Source organism: Methylobacterium tardum (assembly GCF_023546765.1).
GTDB lineage: Bacteria > Pseudomonadota > Alphaproteobacteria > Rhizobiales > Beijerinckiaceae > Methylobacterium > Methylobacterium tardum.
In genome coordinates this window covers 1,221,094-1,239,470 of the sequence record NZ_CP097484.1, presented here as the reverse complement: position 1 = coordinate 1,239,470, position 18,377 = coordinate 1,221,094, and the positions used below count along the sequence as shown (strand labels likewise).

Below are 18,377 nucleotides of genomic sequence, written 5' to 3'. Positions count from 1 at the left end.
GGTTAAACTTGTTTGAGAGACGTTAGCAGTCGATTCAACTTGAGCACCGCAGCCCCTCAGTAGACCTGGGCCTCCGCGCGCAGGCTTTCCGACGGGCCGTCCCGGCGCTCTAGGCCCTTCTCCACCACCTTGGCGAGCCCGACCATGATCTGGTCGATGGCGTAGTCCTTCGGCGTGTAGACGGCGCGCACGCCCATATTCTTGAGGACGAGCTCATCCTCGGGCGAGATAATGCCGCCGACCACAACCGGGACGTGGTCGAGCCCCGCTTCCCGCATCTTGGCCCGGACCTCGCGCACCAACGGCACGTGGGAGCCGGACAGGATCGACAGGCCGACCACGTGGGCGCCGGTCTCCTTCGCCTTCGCGACGATCTCGGCCGGGGTCTGGCGGATGCCGTCATAGGTGACGTCGAAGCCGACATCCCGGGCGCGGAGCGCGATCTGCTCGGCGCCGTTGGAATGCCCGTCGAGGCCGGGCTTGCCGACCACGAGCTTCGGCGTCTCGCCGAGCCGCTCGCCGAGGTCGGCGATCAGCAGCTTGGCCTCCTCGGCCGCGCCGGACGAGATCGTCTCCACGGTCACGCCGGTGGGCGCCCGGTACTCGCCGAACACCGCGCGCAGGCGCGCCCCCCACTCGCCGGTGGTAACGCCGGCCTTCGCGGCCTCGATCGACGGCGGCATGATGTTGGCGCCGGAGCGCGCCGCCTGTTCCAGGGCGTCGAGGGCCGGCCCACGGCGTTCTCGTCGCGGCGGCCGCGCCACTCGCGGATGCGGTTCTGCGCCTCCATCTCGACCGTCTCGGAGACGGAGAAGATCGCCCCCTCCCCGGCGGTCAGCGGCGAGGGCTCGCCCTGCTGCCACTTGTTGACGCCGACGACGATCTGCTCGCCGGCCTCGATCGCCGAGATCCGGCGCGCGTTCGACTCCACCAGCGCGCGCTTGAGCGCCCCGGTCTCGACCGCCGCGACCGCGCCGCCGATGCCGCCGATCCGCTCCAGCTCGGCCCGGGTCTCGACCTTCAGCGCCTCGACCTTAGCCTCGATCACGTGGCTGCCGTCGAAGATGTCGTCGTATTCCAGCAGATCGGTCTCGAAGGCCAGGATCTGCTGCATGCGCATCGACCATTGCTGGTCCCAGGGGCGCGGCAGGCCCAGCGCCTCGTTCCAGGCCGGCAGCTGCACCGCGCGGGCGCGGGCGCGCTTGGAGAGCGTCACCGCCAGCATCTCGATCAGGATGCGGTGGACGTTGTTTTCCGGTTGCTGTTCCGTCAGTCCGAGGCTGTTGACCTGCACACCGTATCGAAAAATGCGCTTCTTCGGGTCGTCGATGCCGTAGCGCTCCCGGGCAATCTCGTCCCAGAGCTCGGAGAACGCCCGCATCTTGCAGATCTCGGTGACGAACCGCAGGCCCGCGTTCACGAAGAACGAGATCCGGCCGAACACCTCCGGGAAGCTTGCGGCGTCGAAGTCCGGATCGTCGCGCACCGTGTCGAGCACCGCGATGGCGATGGCCAGCGCGTAGGACAGCTCCTGGACCGGCGTCGCCCCCGCCTCCTGCAGGTGGTAGGAGCAGACGTTCATCGGGTTCCACTTCGGCACGTTCTTGGTCGTGAACAGGATCACGTCCTTGGTGAGCCGGAGGGACGGCGCGGGCGGGAACACGTAGGTGCCGCGCGACAGGTATTCCTTGATGATGTCGTTCTGGGTCGTCCCCTGGAGGGCGGCGATCGGCGCGCCCTGCTCCTCGGCCACCGCCAGGTAGAGCGCCAGCAGCCACGGGGCCGTGGCGTTGATCGTCATCGAGGTGTTCATCTGGGCGAGCGGGATGTCCTGGAACAGGGTCCGCATGTCGCCGAGATGCGCGATCGAGACGCCGACCTTGCCGACCTCGCCGCGGGACAATTCGTGGTCGGGGTCGTAGCCGGTCTGGGTCGGCAGATCGAAGGCGACCGACAGGCCGGTCTGGCCCTTGGCGAGGTTTCCGCGATAGAGCTTGTTCGATTCCGCGGCCGTCGAGTGCCCCGCATAGGTGCGGATGATCCAGGGCTTGTCGCGGCTAGACTTGTCGCTCTTGGTCTCCGCGACGCTTGCGGCCATCCCTCGCCTCCGTGTGATCTTTGTATCCGCGCGCGGGGCGCAGCCTTGCGGCCACCGTAGCGAAGGCCGGGCGGCCCGTCATCCGGGACAGAAGTGCAAGAGGCCCCCGCAGCACCCGGCCGGGCTTTAAAAAACTTGTCCGCCGGGACAGCCCGATTTGAGGCGTGTCGCGCGGCCGCATCGCCCACACGGAATTGTCAGCTCTGATACACTTCGCGATGGCTCCAATCGGGAACCCGCGCGTTGGGCCGCCAGCGATCGCATCGCGCGCAACACGGTTCGCGCCTGCGCCCGCCCGTCCTCAACGACAAGGAGCGACCGCGATGGCCGACCAGAGCCCGCGTCTCACGACCGCGTTCGGCAACCCGATCTCCGACAACCAGAACTCGCTCACCGCCGGCTCCCGCGGGCCGGTGCTGATGCAGGATTACCACCTCATCGAGAAGATGGCCCATTTCAATCGGGAGCGGATCCCGGAGCGAGTGGTGCACGCCAAGGGCTACGGCGCCTACGGGACGTTCCGGCTGACCAAGTCGCTCGCCGCGTACACCCGCGCCAAGGTCCTGACCGAGGTCGGCAAGGACGTGCCGATGGTCGCCCGCTTCTCGACGGTGGGCGGCGAGTCCGGCTCCGCCGACACCGTCCGCGACCCGCGCGGCTTCGCCCTCAAGTTCTACACCGACGAGGGCAACTGGGACCTCGTCGGCAACAACACGCCGATCTTCTTCGTGCGCGACGCGATCAAGTTCTCGGACTTCATCCGCACGCAGAAGCGCGATCCGCGCACGCATCTCAAGCCGCACTGGCGCCGCTGGGATTTCTGGGGCCTGTCGCCGGAGGCAATCCACCAGGTCATGATCCTGTACAGCGATCGCGGCACGCCGAAATCGGCGCGCTTCATGAACGGCTACGGCTCGCACACCTTCTCGCTCTGGAACGAGAAGGGTGAGCGCTCCTGGGTGAAGTTCCACTTCCACACCAAGCAGGGCATCCAGAACCTGTCCGCCGACGAGGCCGACGCGCTCGCCGGCACGGACCCGGATTACTCGTCCGCCGACCTGTCCTCGGCGATCGAGGCCGGCGACTTCCCGAAATGGGCGGTGAAGGTTCAGATCATGCCCGAGCTGGACGCCGACACCTACCGCATCAACCCGTTCGACCTGACCAAGGTCTGGCCGCACGGCGACTACCCGCTGATCGAGATCGGCGAGATGGAGCTGAACCGGAACCCGGAGAACTACTTCGCGGAGATCGAGCAATCGGCCTTCGAGCCGTCGAACGTCGTGCCCGGCATCGGCTTCTCGCCGGACAAGATGCTCCAGAACCGCATCCTGTCGTACGCGGACGCTCACCGGTACCGGCTCGGGGTGAATTACCACCAGATCCCGGTGAACCAGGCCCGGAACGCCAGGGTCCAGACCTACCACCGCGACGGCGCGATGCGCACCGACGGCAACCACGGCGCGCAGGTCGATTATCAGCCGAACTCGTTCGGCGGGCCCGTCGAGGATCCGTCCTTCGCCGAGCCGCCGCTCCGGATCCGGGGCGACGCCGCCCGGTACGGCTGGCCCAACGACGACGCGGATCTCTACGGCCAGCCGCGGGACCTGTGGTCGAAGGTGCTCGGCGAGGGCGCCCACCAGCGCCTGGTGAAGAACATCGTCACCTCGATGGGCGACTCGCCGCGTCATATCCAGGAGCGGATGATCGGCCACTGGTATAAAGTCCACCCAGACTTTGGGCGGGGCGTCGCGGAAGGTCTCGGGATCGAGACCGGCAAGGCGGCCGCCGAATAATACTTGGTCGTTCGAAAAGCCGAATTTGAATACGTGGGCGCCGGCCCTGTGCCGGCGCCTTTTTCATGCCGGAAACCATCGGCTTTCGACTTTCGACCCACTTGGAGGCCTCAAGCATCGCCGCTATAGCGCGAGGGAGAACCGCGGCCGTGAGCAACACGCGGGACGAGAGGAGAGCGAGATGGCGGCGAGCGCTGCGATCAGTCCGACGGGCGGGGAGGTCAAGGACCTCTACGAGATGGGTGAAATCCCGCCGCTGGGTCATGTGCCGGCCAAGATGTATGCCTGGGCGATCCGGCGCGAGCGGCACGGACCCCGGAGCAGTCCCACCAGCTCGAGGTGCTGCCGGTCTGGGAGATCGGCGACGACGAGGTGCTGGTCTACGTCATGGCCGCGGGCGTCAACTACAACGGCGTCTGGGCCGGCCTCGGCGAGCCGATCTCGCCCTTCGACGTCCACAAGGGCGAGTACCACATCGCGGGCTCCGACGCCTCCGGCATCGTCTGGAAGGTCGGCTCCAAGGTGAAGCGCTGGAAGGTCGGCGACGAGGTCATCGTCCACTGCAACCGCGACGACGGCGACGACGAGGAGTGCAACGGCGGCGACCCGATGCTCTCGCCCTCGCAGCGCATCTGGGGCTACGAGACCGGGGACGGCTCCTTCGCGCAGTTCTGCCGGGTGCAGTCCCGCCAGCTGATGACGCGGCCCAAGCACCTCACCTGGGAGGAGGCGGCCTGCTACACGCTGACGCTGGCCACCGCCTACCGCATGCTGTTCGGCCACGCGCCGCACACGGTGAAGCCGGGCCAGAACGTGTTGATCTGGGGCGCCTCCGGCGGCCTCGGCGTGTTCGGCGTGCAGCTCTGCGCGGCCTCCGGCGCCAACGCAATCGCGGTGATCTCGGACGAGTCGAAGCGCGACTACGTCATGAGCCTCGGCGCCAAGGGCGTCATCAACCGCAAGGACTTCGACTGCTGGGGCCAGCTGCCGAAGGTCAACAGCCCCGAGTTCCACGCCTGGACCAAGGAGGCGCGGAAGTTCGGCAAGGCGATCTGGGACATCACCGGCAAGCAGGATGTCGACATCGTGTTCGAGCATCCCGGCGAGGCGACCTTCCCAGTCTCTGCGCTGGTGGTGAAGCGCGGCGGCATGGTGGTGTTCTGCGCCGGCACGACCGGCTTCAACATCACCTTCGACGCCCGCTACGTCTGGATGCGGCAGAAGCGCATCCAGGGTTCGCACTTCGCCCACCTCAAGCAGGCTTCGGCGGCGAACCAGTTCGTGCTCGACCAGCGGATCGACCCGTGCATGAGCGAGGTCTTCCCCTGGGACAAGATCCCCCAGGCCCACACCAAGATGTGGAAGAACCAGCACCCGCCGGGCAACATGGCCTGCCTCGTCAACTCGCCCCGCGCCGGCCTGCGCACGGTCGAGGACGTGATCGAGGCCGGTCCGCTCAAGCGGTAAGGCACTCCGTCGGGCCGGCCCCGCCGCTCTCGCGTGGGGCCGGCCCGATCGGCTAAGCTCCCGGCGTCCCGCGCCGACTCGGCGACCGGTTCGGTGTGCCGGGACGCGCGGATGACGGGCCCACGAGATCCTGACAGGACCCGGCCCCGATCCGAAATGGGGGCACGGATTTGAGCGGCGACGACGAGGCTTACGTCTACGACGAGGCGACGGGCGAATGGCTCCCGCCCGGCTCCGCGGCCACGGCCCTCGAGACGATTGCCGTCCGCGACGCGGCCGGCAACGCCCTGGCCGACGGCGATTCGGTCACGCTGATCAAGGACCTCAAGGTCAAGGGCGCGAACCAGACCCTGAAGCAGGGCACGGTCATCCGGTCGATCCGGCTCACGGACGACCCGGAGGAGATCGACTGCCGCCACGACACCATCAAGGGCTTGGTGCTGCGCACCGAATTCGTGCGCAAGCGCTGAGCGGACGGCCCTGCCGGGACGATCGCCGTCTGTCGGTTATCGCCGGCGCGACTCGTCCTGCGGCAGATGGCGGCCGTAGACCTCCTCCTTGTCCGCGCGCTGCTGGATCAGGTCGGCATAGGCCTGCCGCATCTCCGGAGAGACGCTGATGCTCTTGCCCTTGGTGGGCTTGCGCTTGGGCGCCTTCTTGAAGGTATTGTTCGAGTCGCTCATGCCGGGCTCCGCGTCGAACCGGGGCGGCCTCGCGTGGCCGGTCGACCGATCCGGCAATCCGGCTGCCGCCCAGGGCCGGACATCCGCCCTGTAGCGCATTGCCGCTCCGGGCGCACCGGGGCGGAGAGGCGGTTTGATCTGGCCTGCCGCTGCGGCCTCTGCCAGGATCGGGACGACGACGGTCGGGGGGCGGAGATGGATTCGGGTGACTCGTCGCGGTGTCGGCCTCCGGGCGCGTCGCGCGGCCGCTCCCGGTGTGGGGCATCGCTCGCGATCCTGATCGGCTTCGGCAGCCTGCCGGTTCAGGCTCAGGATCGGCCGGTGCCGGCCCGGGCCGCACCGAGGCCGGCGCCGGCGGCTCCGACCGATCCCGCCTTCGAGGCCGCGAAGGTGACCTTCGAGGCGCTGCCGGAAGCCGAGCGCAAGGCGGTCCAGGACGCCCTGGTCTGGACCGGTGACTTCAACGCCGTGGTGTCGGGGGCCTTCGGGCGCCGGACCTTCGAGGCGCTCAACGCCTACGGCGCCCGGACCGGCGGGGCCGATCCTCTCGATCCGCGCGTCCGGGCGGCGCTGCTCGCCGCTGGCGCGGCGGCGAGGAGCGCGGCGCGCTTCCGCGTCTCGGTCGATCCCGGCACCGGTGCCCTGATGGGGGTGCCCGAGCGCCTGCTGGCGAAGCGCACCGCCCTGCCCTCCGGAACCCGCTGGCAGAGCCAGGACGGCCGCGTGACCCTGGAATCCCGCGTCTTCCCGCCGGGGACCGAGACCCTAGACACCCTGTTCGAGAAGGCTACCGCGCCGCTCCCCGGCCGCAAGGTGACCTACAAGCTGCGGCGGCCCGACGCCGTGGTGGTCACCGCCGAGACCGGGCCGGGATTGTCCTACATCCGCTATGCCGCCGGACCGGAGGGCGTGCGCGGCTTCCTGCTCGGCTACGACCGCGCCCTGGCGCCGGAGGTCGACCGGCTCGTCATCGCCGTGGCGAACGCCTTCGTGCCGTTTCCGGACTCGGCCGTGGCGCCGGCCGCTCAGATCCCGGCAGGCCCGGGATCGGCGCCGGCGACCCGCGCTGCCGGCAACCCGGCACCCTCGCCGCAGGCCGCGGCACCCCTGAAGCCGGCGAGCCTGTCGTCCGCTCCGGCGTCGGGCGCGGGTCTCACGGTGGCGCCGGGACGCGTGCTGACCGCCGCCGCGGTGCTGGAGGGCTGCGCCCAGCCCCGGATCGGGTCGGCGCCGGCGCGGGTGCTCGCCACCGATTCCGCGGGCCTCGCCCTCCTCGAAATTTCCGGTGCCCCTGCCCCGCTCCAGCCTGCGATCCGGACCGATCCCGTCGGCACTGAGGAGAGCCTGATCGCCCTCGCGCCGGGCCCGGACGGGGTCCAGGCCGCGCCCGGCGAGGCGCGGGGCGGGGATGTGATCGCCGCGCTCCAGCCGGGATCCGGCGGTGCGCCGGTGCTCGACCGGTCGGGGGCCCTCGTCGGACTCGTCGCGCGCTATCCCGCGGCGCCGCGGCGGGTCGCCGGGGTGGTGCCGCCTGCGCGCCTGCCGCTGGTGCCGGCGCGGGCCGTCGCGGCCTTCCTGGCGGCCCAGGGCCTCTCCGCGGCGACGCCGCGCCGGGATGGTGGTCCCGGCGCGGTCGCGCCCGCCGTCGTGGCGATCACCTGCCGCTGAGCGGACCCGCGTCGGCGAGCCGACGCCCATCCGCTCAAGATCGGGCTCGGGCTTACAGCCGGCCGGTGACCAGCAGCACGATCAGCACGATCAGCAGGATGCCGCCGAGGCCGAAGCCGGGACCGCGATACGCACCGCCGCCGAGGAAGCCGCCGCCGCCGAAGGCCAGGATGATCAGGATGATGAGCAGGATGGTGACGAGGGACATGGTCGGGCTCTCCGAACGGCTGCGCTGATGCGAGCGTGACCGTTCAAACGCTGCGACAATCCGTTCCGTTCAACGCCCAGCCAAGCTTTTGTGTGAAAAGTCCGGATGCGGCCGCCGGCCTCAAGCGTGCCAGTCCGGCAGGGCCGCCTCCGGCGCGTCGAGCCAGCCCGGCACCGGCAGGTTGCGCTCGGTGAGGAAGGCCGGATTGAACAGCTTGGAGGCGTAGCGCGCCGCCCCGTCGCAGAGGATCGTCACGATCGTGTGGCCGGGCCCGAGGTCCCGCGCCAGCCGGATCGCTCCGGCGACGTTGATGCCCGACGACCCGCCCAGCGACAGCCCTTCCTCGCGCATCAGGCCGAAGACGATGTCGAGGGCCTCGCGGTCCGGGATCCGGAAGGCGCGATCGGGGGTGAAGCCCTCGAGGTTGCGGGTGATCCGCCCCTGGCCGATGCCTTCGGTGATCGAGGAGCCCTCGGCCTTCAGCGTTCCGGTCGTGTAATGCGCGTAGAGGGCCGAGCCTTCCGGATCGGAGAGCGCGATCCGCACCTGCGGATTCCGGGCGCGCAGGGCCTCGGCGGTGCCGGCGAGCGTGCCGCCGGTTCCGGCCGCGCAGACAAAGCCGTCGACCCGGCCGCCGGTCTGCGCCCAGATCTCCGGGCCGGTGCCGTCCAAATGCGCCTGCCGGTTGGCGACGTTGTCGAACTGGTCGGCGAAGAAGGCGCCTGCCGGCTCGGTGGCAGCGAGCTTCTCGGCGAGCCGCCTTGCCACGTGGACGTAATTGTTCGGGTTGGCGAAGGGCACGGCCGGGACCTCGACCAGCCGGGCGCCCGCGAGCCGCAGCGTCTGCTTCTTCTCCTCGGACTGGGTGACCGGGATGACGATCAGCGTCCGGTAGCCGCGCACCGAGGCCACCAGGGCGAGGCCGATGCCGGTGTTGCCGGCGGTGCCCTCGACGATCGTGCCGCCCGGACGGATCAGGCCCTTCGCCTCCGCGTCCCGCACGATGGAGAGCGCGGCACGGTCCTTCACCGACAGCCCGGGATTCAGGAACTCGGCCTTGCCGTAGATGGTGCAGCCGGTCTCCTCGGAGGCGCGGCGCAGGCGGATCAGCGGCGTCTGGCCGATGGCGGTCAGCACGTCGGCGGCGGGTTCGCGACTCGGTACGGTCATGGTCGGGAGCCTAGGATGCTGCGCGGCCGCTGGCGAGCCTCACCCGAACACGTGCCCGCCGTTGATCCGCAGGCCGACCGGGTGACCGGCGGGGTAGCGGATGCCGTCGAAGTCCTCCACGGCGAGCACCCGCCCCTCGGCGTCGGCCACCTCGATCCGCTGGCGCCCCTGGGACCGGTACGAGCTGCGCACGGTGCCGGACAGGTGCGCGGATTCGGGCTCGGCGAGCTGCAGCTGCCAGGGCCGCACGTAGAGCTTCACCGGGCCGATGATCCCGGCCGGCGCGGTGACCGGCGTCTCGCGACCGCGCACCAGGACGCGCCCGCCCTCGGCGATCGCCTCCACCTCGACGGAATCGCCGAGGAATTTCATGACCGTCGCCGAGGCCGGGTTCTCCTGGACCTCGTCGGGGGTGCCGACCTGTTCCAGGCGGCCCCGGTCGAGCACGGCCACGCGGTCGGACAGCTCCAGGGCCTCGTCCTGGTCGTGGGTCACGAAGATCGTGGTCTGGCCGGTGCGGTCGTGGATCTCGCGCAGCCAGCGGCGCAGGTCCTTGCGGACTTGGGCGTCCAGCGCCCCGAACGGCTCGTCGAGCAGCAGCACCCGCGGCTCGACCGCGAGCGCCCGGGCGAGCGCGACGCGCTGGCGCTGCCCGCCGGAGAGCTGCGACGGGTAGCGGTCGCCGAAGCCTGAGAGCCGGATCAGGTCGAGCAGGTCGCCGACCCGGCGCTTGATCTCGGCCTTGGCCGGCCGGTCGGCGCGGCGGCGCGCGTTCAGCCCATAGGCGATGTTGTCGGCGACGCTCATGTGCTTGAACAGGGCGTAGTGCTGGAACACGAAGCCCACCGCCCGCTCCTGCACGGGCAGGCCCGTGGCGTCGTCGCCCCCGAACAGGATCCGGCCCCGGTCCGGCGCGTCGAGCCCGGCGATGATCCGCAGCAGCGTCGTCTTGCCCGAGCCCGAGGGACCGAGCAGCCCGATCAGCTCGCCCGCCCGCACGTCCAGGGACAAATCGTGCAGCACGGCGGCCGTGTCGAAGGTCTTCGAGACGTTCTCGACCCGGATCGCCGTGGAGACCCGGTCAGTGAGCCCGGCCGTGCGCGAGGTCGCCTGCGAAGCGCCATTCGAGGGCGGATTTGAGGACGAGGGTGATGAGGGCAAGGACGGCGAGGAGCGAAGCGACGGCGAATGCGGCGACGAAGTTGTACTCATTGTAGAGGATCTCCACGTGGAGTGGGATGGTGTTGGTCAGGCCGCGGATGTGGCCCGACACCACCGACACCGCTCCGAATTCACCCATCGCCCGGGCATTGCAGAGGAGCACGCTGTAGAGCAGGCCCCAGCGGATATTGGGCAGCGTCACCGTCCGGAACGCGTGCAGGCCGGAGGCGCCCAGCGTCAGCGCCGCCTCCTCCTCGGCGGTGCCCTGCTCCTGCATCAGCGGGATCAGCTCGCGGGCGACGAACGGGAAGGTCACGAACACCGTCGCCAGCACGATCCCCGGCAGCGCGAACAGGATCTGGATGCCGTGATCGATGAGCCAGGAGCCGAACAGGCCCTGGGACCCGAACAGCAGCACGTAGATCATCCCCGAGACCACCGGCGAGACCGAGAACGGCAGGTCGATGAGCGTGATCAGCAGCGACTTGCCGGGGAACTCGAACTTGGCGATGGCCCAGGAGGCGGCGAGCCCGAACACCACGTTGAACGGCACCGCGATCGCCGCCACCGTCAGGGTCAGGCGGATCGCGCTCCACGCATCGGGCTCCCGGAAGGCGTCCAGGAAAGCGTCGATCCCCTTCGAGAAGGCCTGGATGAACACCGCGAACAGCGGCAGCACCAGGAACAGGGCCAGGAACGCCACCGCGATCCCGATCAGGACCGCGCGGACGCCGGCGCCCTCGGAGGCGGCCGGTGCCGGCTTGGCGGCGGGCACGAAGGCGGGCGAGAAGATCTCAGACATAGCCGAACCGCCTCCGTGACCAGGCCTGGATCAGGTTGATGGCGAGCAGCGTCAGGAACGAGATCCCGAGCATGATCGTCGCGATGGCGGCCGCGCCGCCGTAGTCGAACTCGGAGAGCTTGATGACGATCAGCAGCGGCGCGATCTCCGACACGTAAGGAAGGTTGCCGGCGATGAAGATGATCGAGCCGTACTCGCCGACGCCCCGGGCGAAGGCCAGGGCGAAGCCGGTGAGCACCGCCGGGATCAGCGGCGGCAGCACGACCCGGGTGAGCGTCCCGAACCGCGTCGCCCCGAGGGTGGCGGAGGCCTCCTCGATCTCCTTGTCGATCTCGGCGATCAGCGGCTGCACGGTCCGCACCGCGAAGGGCAGGCCGATGAACACCATGGCGATGAAGATGCCGATCGGCGTGTAGGCCGCCCGGATGCCGAGGCGCGCGAGCGGCGCGCCGAGCAGCCCGTCCGGGGCGTAGAGCGAGGCGAGCGCGATGCCGGCGACCGCGGTCGGCAGGGCGAAGGGCAGGTCCACCGCCGCGTCGACGAGCTTGCGACCCGGGAAGCGGTAGCGCGTCAGCACCCAGGCCACGAGAAAACCGAACACGGAGGCGACGAGAGCCGCGATGGCGGAGACGCCGAAGCTGATCCGCAGGGCGCTCGCCACCCGCGGATCGGTGGCGACGTCCCAGATCCCGGAGAGACCGAGCCCCGACGCCTTCACCACCAGCCCGGCGAGCGGCAGGAGTACGATCAGGCCGAGGCAGGTCAGCGTGTAGCCGAAGCTGATCCCGAAACCCGGGATCACGCTCGGCCGTCGGAAGGTCCAACGAGGGCGGGGCGTCTCGACCATGGTCTCAAGCCTCAGCGGCCAGCCCGGCTCAAACGGTCGAACAGGCCGCCGGCGTCGAAGTTCCGCTTCTGGATCTCGTCCCAGGAGCCCTGCAGATCCTCGATCTTGAACAGCTTGATGTCGGGGAGCTGGGCGAGGTCGGCCGGCGCCGCGGCCTCACGCTTGATCGGCCGGTAATGGTGCTTGGCGAAGATCGCCTGCGCCCGGTCGGTGTAGAGGAAGTCGAGATAGGCCTGCGCGGCCTTCGTCGTCCCCTTGCGCTCGGCATTGGCCGCCACGAGGGCGACCGGCGGCTCGGCGTAGATCGAGCTCGGCGGCGAGACGATGTCGAACTTGTCGGCACCGAATTCCTGAAGCACCAGGTAGGCCTCGTTCTCCCAGGTCGGGAGCACGTCGCCGAGGCCGCGCTGCGCGAAGGTCACCGTGGAGCCGCGGGCACCGGTGTCGAGCACCGGCACGTTCTTGTAGACCTGCCCGACAAAGGCATCGGCCGCGTCAGCCTTCTTCTCCTGATTGTAGGCGTAGCCCCAGGCGGCGAGGAAGTTCCAGCGCCCGCCTGCCGAGGTCTTCGGATTCGGGGTGATCACCTTCACGTCCGGCTTGATCAGGTCGGCCCAGTCCTTGATGCCCTTCGGATTGCCCTTGCGGACGAGGAACACCACGGTGGAGGTGTAGGGCGTCGCCGTGTTCGGCAGCTTGCTGCGCCAGTCATCCGGGATCTTGTGGGTGAGCTTGGCGATCGCATCGATGTCGGACGGGATGCCAAGGGTGACCACATCGGCGTCGACGCCGTCGATCACCGTGCGCGCCTGCGCGCCCGAGCCACCATGCGAAGCCCGCACCGTGATGGCCTCGCCGGTCTTCGCCTTCCACTGCTCCGCGAAGGCGGCGTTGATCTCCCGATAGAGCTCGCGGGTCGGATCGTACGAGACGTTCAGGAGCGCGGTCTCCGCCGCGGCCGGCAGCGCGCAGGTCCATAGGCCGGCTCCGGCCAGCAGCGACAGCCCGATCGCCCGGGCGACCCAGCCCCGGCCTGAAGCGTTCTTCATCTCGTCCGATCCCCAGCCGTTCGCGGATGCGTCGCAGGGGCCTGCGCCCCAGATACCGGGAAATCGTTCTTTTTACCGAACGAAGTCAAGCTCGACGCGTGAGGCCACGCGAGTTCATGCCTGGCGAAGGATCGTTGGATTCGCCGAGAAGGCAAGCCTGATCAGAGATGTAGCTCCCCAGATGGCATGGATCTTCTCCCGGACTAACTCCACGGGGAAGAAACTTTACGCCTCGCAGGGTTTGGCGAAGCGAACGATCTGACGTGCGCCATCACACATGAATAAGTGTCTGGCGGTGTCGGGTCCGAAAGTGCGCGGTGCGCACCGTGTCGGTCCATCGGCGCCCATCGAGGTTGGGCCTCGCGTCGCTCGTGTGCCCGTGCACAGGATCGCGCTGGGCCGAGGCGCCGGTTCAGCGCCCTCACTGCGCCGAGGGTAAGGCGATCTCGGAGAGACGTCCGTAGGGCTGCGGGAGCGGCCGGCGATGCAGCCGTTTCAGCGCTTCGGCTTGCTGAGCTGGGCCACCAGATCTTCGAGGCGCTGATTGGCCGGCGCCGCGAGGGTGTCGGCATAGAGGGTGCGCAGGTTCTGGCCGAGATGGCGGCGCACGCCTGCAGTCAGGGTCGCGGCGGCGGAATTCGGTGCCGTCTCGCCAGGACGCTCCGGAAGCGGTTTCGACATGATCCGAAAACCCTCGCGCCTGCACTCCGCCAGAATGGCCGCGCTTGGTTAAGGAGATGTCACTGCGCGCGATGCAGGGCTGGCATGCCATGGCGGGGCGCGGCCGGCGTCGCAGGTCGGAACTGGCCGCGCGAGGGCGACGTTGCCCGGCTGATCTCCCGCTACCCGGAGCCGCTCCTTGTCCCGCTCGCTGTCCTTCGTCTCCTTGCCGGTGCTGGCAATCCTCGCGGCGGTGGCGGTCGGATCGCCCGCTCGCGCTCAGACGAAGCCGGGGGAGATCAAGGGCATCGACGCCATGGGCGATAAGTCCCGCAGCGCCCAGGACGGCTGGAGCCAAGCGCCTGTCCCCCGGGAGCAATCTGCCGCTAAGGATGCTCCGGATCCGGGTGGCCACTCGATCCAGGAAAACGCGAACCGTCCGGTCCCGCCGGCCAATCCTGGCGGCTCCTCCGCCACCGAGCCGCAGGCCCCCCTGGAGCACCGCACGGCGAGCCCCTCGGGGACCAACCCGGCAAATCCAAGCAAGTAAAAAAATCGTTTCACGGCAGGATGATAATGGCTCGGGTGAACGTATTGCTTCACCCGGGACAAAGTCGTTTGCTGTGTCACGCCACCGCACTTGCCTGGGGCACGATTTTTTGGGACACCCTGGAATTATACCAGATCGCTTTTACGGAGCGGAGATGACGGTCCAGGTCTCGAGGCGTGGCCTGCTCAAGGGGGCCGGCGCCGGCCTCGCGGGCGGCTCGCTAGGCGCGCTCGGATTCGGCGGACTTGAGCCCGCCATGGCCGCCGCAGTGCGGCCCTTCAAGCTCGCGCAGATGCGCGAGACCCGCAACACCTGCCCGTATTGCTCGGTCGCGTGCGGCGTCATCCTCTACAGTCTGGGCGACCGTTCGAAGAACGCGCGCTCCTCGGTGATGCATATCGAAGGTGATCCGGATCATCCGGTCAACCGTGGCACGCTCTGCCCGAAGGGCTCGGCGCTGCTCGACTTCGTGCACGCCGAAACCCGCACCAAGTACCCGCTCCATCGCGCCCCGGGTTCCTCCGAGTTCAAGCGAGTCTCCTGGGACTTCGCCCTCGACCGCATCGCGCAGCTGATGAAGGAGGATCGGGACAAGAACTTCGTGGCCAAGAACGGCGACCTCACGGTCAACCGCTGGACCACGATGGGCTTCCTCGGAGCCTCGGCCACTACCAACGAGACGGCCTGGCTGACTTACAAGACAGTCCGAAGCATGGGGGCTCTGGTCTTCGACAATCAGGCCAGAGTTTGACACGGTCCGTCGGTCGCCAGTTTGGCGCCCTCCTTCGGACGCGGTGCGATGACCAACCTCTGGATGGACATCAAGCACGCGGACGTGATCACCGTGATGGGCGGCAATGCCGCCGAGGCGCATCCCTGCGGCTTCAAGTGGGTCGCCGAGGCGAAAGCTCATAACAATGCCAAGCTGATCGTCGCCGATCCGCGCTTCACCCGCACGGCGTCGGTGGCCGATCTCTACTGCCCGATCCGGCAGGGGACCGACATCGCGTTCCTGTCGGGCGTGGCCAAGTACCTGCTCGACAACGACAAGCTGCAGCACCGCTACGTCTCCGCCTACACCAACGCCGGGTACGTGGTCCGCGAGGGCTACGACTTCAGCGAGGGCCTGTTCGCGGGCTACGACGCGGACAAGCGCGACTACGACAAGACCACCTGGGACTACGAGATCGGCCCCGACGGCTACGCCGTGGTCGACGAGACGATGCAGCACCCGCGCTGCGTGATGCAGCTCCTGAAGAAGCACGTCTCGATCTACACCCCCGAGATGGTCGAGAAGATCTGCGGCTCGCCCAAGGAGACCTTCCTGAAGGTCTGCGAGCTGATGGCGACGACGGCTTCCCCCGAGAAGTCGATGGCCTCGCTCTACGCCCTCGGCTGGACCCATCACTCCAAGGGCTCGCAGAACATCCGCTCGATGTGCATCGTGCAGACGCTGCTCGGGAACATCGGCGTGCTCGGCGGCGGCATGCAGGCCCTGCGCGGTCACTCCAACATCCAGGGGCTGACCGATATCGGACTGATGTCGAACCTGATCCCCGGGTACCTCAACATCCCGGTGGAGAAGGAGCCCGACTACGCGAGCTACATCGCCAAGCGGCAGTTCAAGCCGCTGCGTCCCGGACAGACGAGCTACTGGCAGAACTACAACAAGTTCTTCGTCTCGTTTCAGAAGGCGATGTGGGGCGACAAGGCCACGAAGGAGAACGACTGGGCGTACGATTATCTGCCCAAGCTCGACGTGCCGACCTACGATGTGCTGCGCGGGTTCGAGCTCGCCAAGCAGGGCAAGATGACCGGCTACGTCATCCAGGGCTTCAACCCCCTGCTGTCGTTCCCGAATCGCGCCAAGATGACGGAAGCCTTCTCCAAGATGAAGTTCATCGTGGTGATGGATCCGCTCAAGACGGAGACGGCCCGGTTCTGGGAGAACCACGGCGAGTACAACGACGTCGATCCGACCAAGATCCAGACCGAGGTGTTCGAGCTTCCGACCACCCTGTTCGTGGAGGAGGAAGGCTCGCTGTCGAACTCCAGCCGCTGGCTGCAGTGGCACTGGCAGGCGCAGGAAGCGCCGGGCGAGTGCCGCTCGGACATCGAGATCATGTCGGAGATCTTCCTCCGCGTGAAGGCGGCCTACAAGAAGGACGGCGGGGCCTTCCCGGACCCGATTGTCAATCTGAAGTGGGACTACGCGATCGCCGAGTCGCCGACGCCGACCGAGCTCGCCCGCGAGCTCAACGGCTACACGCTGGCGCCGACGCCGGACCTCAACGGGACCATCATCCCGGCGGGCAAGCAGGTCGACGGCTTCGCCCAGCTTAAGGACGACGGGACGACCGCCTGCGGCTGCTGGATCTACTCGGGCTGCTACACCGAGAAGGGCAACATGATGGCCCGCCGGGACAACACCGATCCCGGCGATCGCGGCATCGCGCCCAACTGGGCCTTCGCGTGGCCGGCCAACCGGCGCGTGCTCTACAACCGCGCCTCGTGCGACCCCGAGGGTCGTCCGTGGTCGGAGAAGAAGAAGCTCATCGAGTGGAACGGCAAGCAGTGGATCGGCTTCGACGTGCCGGATTACGGCGTCACCGTCGCCCCCGATAAGGGCGTCGGGCCGTTCATCCTGAACCAGGAGGGCGTCGCCCGTCTGTGGACCCGGGGTCTCATGCGCGACGGGCCGTTCCCGGCGCATTACGAGCCCTTCGAGTCCCCGGTGGCCAACCTCGCCTTCCCGAAGATCAAGGGCGCGCCCGCGTCCCGCATCTTCAAGGACGATCTGGCCGATCTCGGCGACGCGAAGGAGTTCCCCTACGCGGCGACGAGTTACCGCCTGACCGAGCACTTCCACGGGTGGACCAAGCACGCCCGGATCAACGCGATCCTCCAGCCGGAGGCCTTCGTGGAGATCTCGGAGGAGCTCGCCAAGGAGAAGGGCATCGCCAAGGGCGGATGGGTCCGCGTCTGGTCGAAGCGCGGCTCCCTGAAGGCCAAGGCCGTGGTGACGAAGCGGATCAAGCCGCTGATCTGCGACGGCAAGCCCGTCCACGTCGTCGGCATCCCGCAGCACTGGGGCTTCATGGGCCACACCAAGAAAGGATGGCACCCGAACTCGCTCACGCCGGTCGTGGGCGACGCGAACACCGAGACGCCGGAGTTCAAGGCCTGGCTCGTGAACATCGAGCCGACCACGCCTCCGTCGGACGCGGTCGCGTAAGGGGGAGCGGCAGACATGGCTGACTACAGCTCCCTCGACATCCGCCAGCGCTCCGCCTCCACGGAGACGCCGCCGGAGATCCGCCGTCAGGTGGAGGTCGCCAAACTCATCGACGTGTCGAAGTGCATCGGCTGCAAGGCCTGCCAGTCGGCCTGCGAGGAGTGGAACGACCTGCGCGACGACATCGGTGTCAATACGGGCACCTACCAGAACCCCCACGACCTCACGCCGAAGTCGTGGACCCTGATGCGGTTTACCGAGTACGAGAACCCGGAGACCAACAACCTCGAATGGCTGATCCGCAAGGACGGCTGCATGCACTGCACCGAGCCGGGCTGCCTCAAGGCGTGCCCGTCGCCGGGCGCGATCGTGCAGTACTCCAACGGCATCGCCGACTTCATCGAGGAGAACTGCATCGGCTGCGGCTACTGCGTGAAGGGCTGCCCCTTCAACATTCCGCGCATCAGCCAGACCGACCACAAGGCGTACAAGTGCACCCTGTGCTCGGACCGGGTGGCGGTGGGGCAGGCTCCGGCCTGCGCCAAGGCCTGCCCGACCGGCTCGATCATGTTCGGCACCAAGCAGGCCATGATCGATCAGGCCCACGACCGCGTCGAGGACCTGAAGTCGCGCGGCTTCGAGCATGCCGGCCTCTACGACCCGGCCGGGGTCGGCGGCACGCACGTCATGTACGTGCTGCACCACGCCGACCAGCCGAGCCTCTATGCCGGCCTGCCGAACGACCCGAAGATCTCACCGCTGGTCGCCTTCTGGAAGGGCGGCGCCAAGGTGTTCGGTCTCGCCGCGATGGGCTTCGCGGCGGTGGCGGGCTTCTTCCACTACGTGACGGCCGGCCCGAACGAGGTCGTGCCCGAGGAGGAGGAAGAGGCGGTCGAGTACGACGAGGCCAAGCGCCGCGAGAATGGCGGCGGCGAGGCCCGGCCGCACTGAGATGTGACGATCTCCCTTCCCCTCCGAGGGGG

The 18,377-nt window shown here is 68.5% G+C and carries 14 protein-coding genes and 2 pseudogenes; 7 read left to right on the top strand and 9 right to left on the bottom strand.

Features of this window, described 5'->3' with window-relative positions; all coding sequences use genetic code 11:
* Positions 1-56: 56 nt before the first annotated feature.
* Positions 57-2,098 (bottom strand): annotated as a pseudogene (locus M6G65_RS05965) (protein meaA).
* Between the two features lie 323 nt (positions 2,099-2,421).
* Here M6G65_RS05965 and M6G65_RS05960 point away from each other — a divergent pair.
* From M6G65_RS05960 to M6G65_RS05950, 3 genes and pseudogenes are all read left to right on the top strand, one after another.
* A complete protein-coding gene (locus M6G65_RS05960) occupies positions 2,422-3,894 on the top strand; it encodes a catalase (RefSeq protein ID WP_250103693.1) in 1,473 nt (490 codons plus the stop codon).
* A 181-nt stretch (positions 3,895-4,075) separates the two neighbouring features.
* Positions 4,076-5,361, top strand: a pseudogene (ccrA, locus tag M6G65_RS05955) (crotonyl-CoA carboxylase/reductase).
* A gap of 170 nt (positions 5,362-5,531) precedes the next feature.
* A complete protein-coding gene (locus M6G65_RS05950; protein ID WP_238197176.1) occupies positions 5,532-5,831 on the top strand; it encodes an alkylphosphonate utilization protein in 300 nt (99 codons plus the stop codon).
* A gap of 36 nt (positions 5,832-5,867) precedes the next feature.
* Here M6G65_RS05950 and M6G65_RS05945 read toward each other — a convergent pair whose 3' ends face one another.
* Positions 5,868-6,044 carry a hypothetical protein gene (locus M6G65_RS05945; protein WP_192710041.1) on the bottom strand — a complete coding sequence of 59 codons (177 nt, stop codon included), beginning with the start codon at positions 6,042-6,044 and terminating at the stop codon, positions 5,868-5,870.
* A gap of 195 nt (positions 6,045-6,239) precedes the next feature.
* On the opposite strand from M6G65_RS05945, the gene M6G65_RS05940 reads away from it, so the two are divergent.
* A complete protein-coding gene (locus M6G65_RS05940; protein ID WP_373323795.1) occupies positions 6,240-7,712 on the top strand; it encodes a serine protease in 1,473 nt (490 codons plus the stop codon).
* Positions 7,713-7,764: 52 nt separating this feature from the next.
* Here the strand turns inward: M6G65_RS05940 and M6G65_RS05935 are convergent, their stop codons facing one another.
* The 7 genes from M6G65_RS05935 to M6G65_RS05905 all read right to left on the bottom strand — a co-directional run bounded on the left by M6G65_RS05935 (position 7,765) and on the right by M6G65_RS05905 (position 13,630).
* Positions 7,765-7,920 (bottom strand): hypothetical protein, encoded by a 156-nt coding sequence (locus tag M6G65_RS05935; RefSeq protein WP_007563230.1) that lies wholly within the window; start codon positions 7,918-7,920, stop codon positions 7,765-7,767.
* Between the two features lie 120 nt (positions 7,921-8,040).
* Entirely contained in the window at positions 8,041-9,090 is a 1,050-nt protein-coding gene (locus M6G65_RS05930; RefSeq protein ID WP_238197178.1) for a cysteine synthase A, read from the bottom strand.
* A gap of 39 nt (positions 9,091-9,129) precedes the next feature.
* A complete protein-coding gene (locus M6G65_RS05925) occupies positions 9,130-10,113 on the bottom strand; it encodes a sulfate/molybdate ABC transporter ATP-binding protein (RefSeq protein ID WP_238197237.1) in 984 nt (327 codons plus the stop codon).
* A gap of 58 nt (positions 10,114-10,171) precedes the next feature.
* Positions 10,172-11,053, bottom strand: a complete 882-nt coding sequence (cysW, locus tag M6G65_RS05920) for a sulfate ABC transporter permease subunit CysW (protein WP_238197179.1) — start codon at positions 11,051-11,053, stop codon at positions 10,172-10,174.
* Positions 11,046-11,900 (bottom strand): sulfate ABC transporter permease subunit CysT, encoded by an 855-nt coding sequence (cysT, locus tag M6G65_RS05915; RefSeq protein WP_238197180.1) that lies wholly within the window; start codon positions 11,898-11,900, stop codon positions 11,046-11,048. Before cysT ends, cysW begins: the two co-directional genes overlap by 8 nt.
* A gap of 11 nt (positions 11,901-11,911) precedes the next feature.
* On the bottom strand, positions 11,912-12,949 hold the full coding sequence (locus M6G65_RS05910; RefSeq protein WP_238197181.1) for a sulfate ABC transporter substrate-binding protein: 1,038 nt from the start codon (positions 12,947-12,949) through the stop codon (positions 11,912-11,914).
* A gap of 495 nt (positions 12,950-13,444) precedes the next feature.
* On the bottom strand, positions 13,445-13,630 hold the full coding sequence (locus M6G65_RS05905; protein ID WP_238197182.1) for a hypothetical protein: 186 nt from the start codon (positions 13,628-13,630) through the stop codon (positions 13,445-13,447).
* 178 nt (positions 13,631-13,808) lie between these two features.
* On the opposite strand from M6G65_RS05905, the gene M6G65_RS05900 reads away from it, so the two are divergent.
* From M6G65_RS05900 to fdxH, 3 genes are all read left to right on the top strand, one after another.
* On the top strand, positions 13,809-14,159 hold the full coding sequence (locus M6G65_RS05900; RefSeq protein ID WP_238197183.1) for a hypothetical protein: 351 nt from the start codon (positions 13,809-13,811) through the stop codon (positions 14,157-14,159).
* A 154-nt stretch (positions 14,160-14,313) separates the two neighbouring features.
* Positions 14,314-17,394: a formate dehydrogenase-N subunit alpha gene (gene fdnG / locus M6G65_RS05895; RefSeq protein ID WP_250103692.1), complete on the top strand. Its 3,081-nt coding sequence runs from the start codon at positions 14,314-14,316 to the stop codon at positions 17,392-17,394.
* A 15-nt stretch (positions 17,395-17,409) separates the two neighbouring features.
* Positions 17,410-18,345: a formate dehydrogenase subunit beta gene (gene fdxH / locus M6G65_RS05890; RefSeq protein WP_250103691.1), complete on the top strand. Its 936-nt coding sequence runs from the start codon at positions 17,410-17,412 to the stop codon at positions 18,343-18,345.
* Positions 18,346-18,377: the final 32 nt, after the last annotated feature.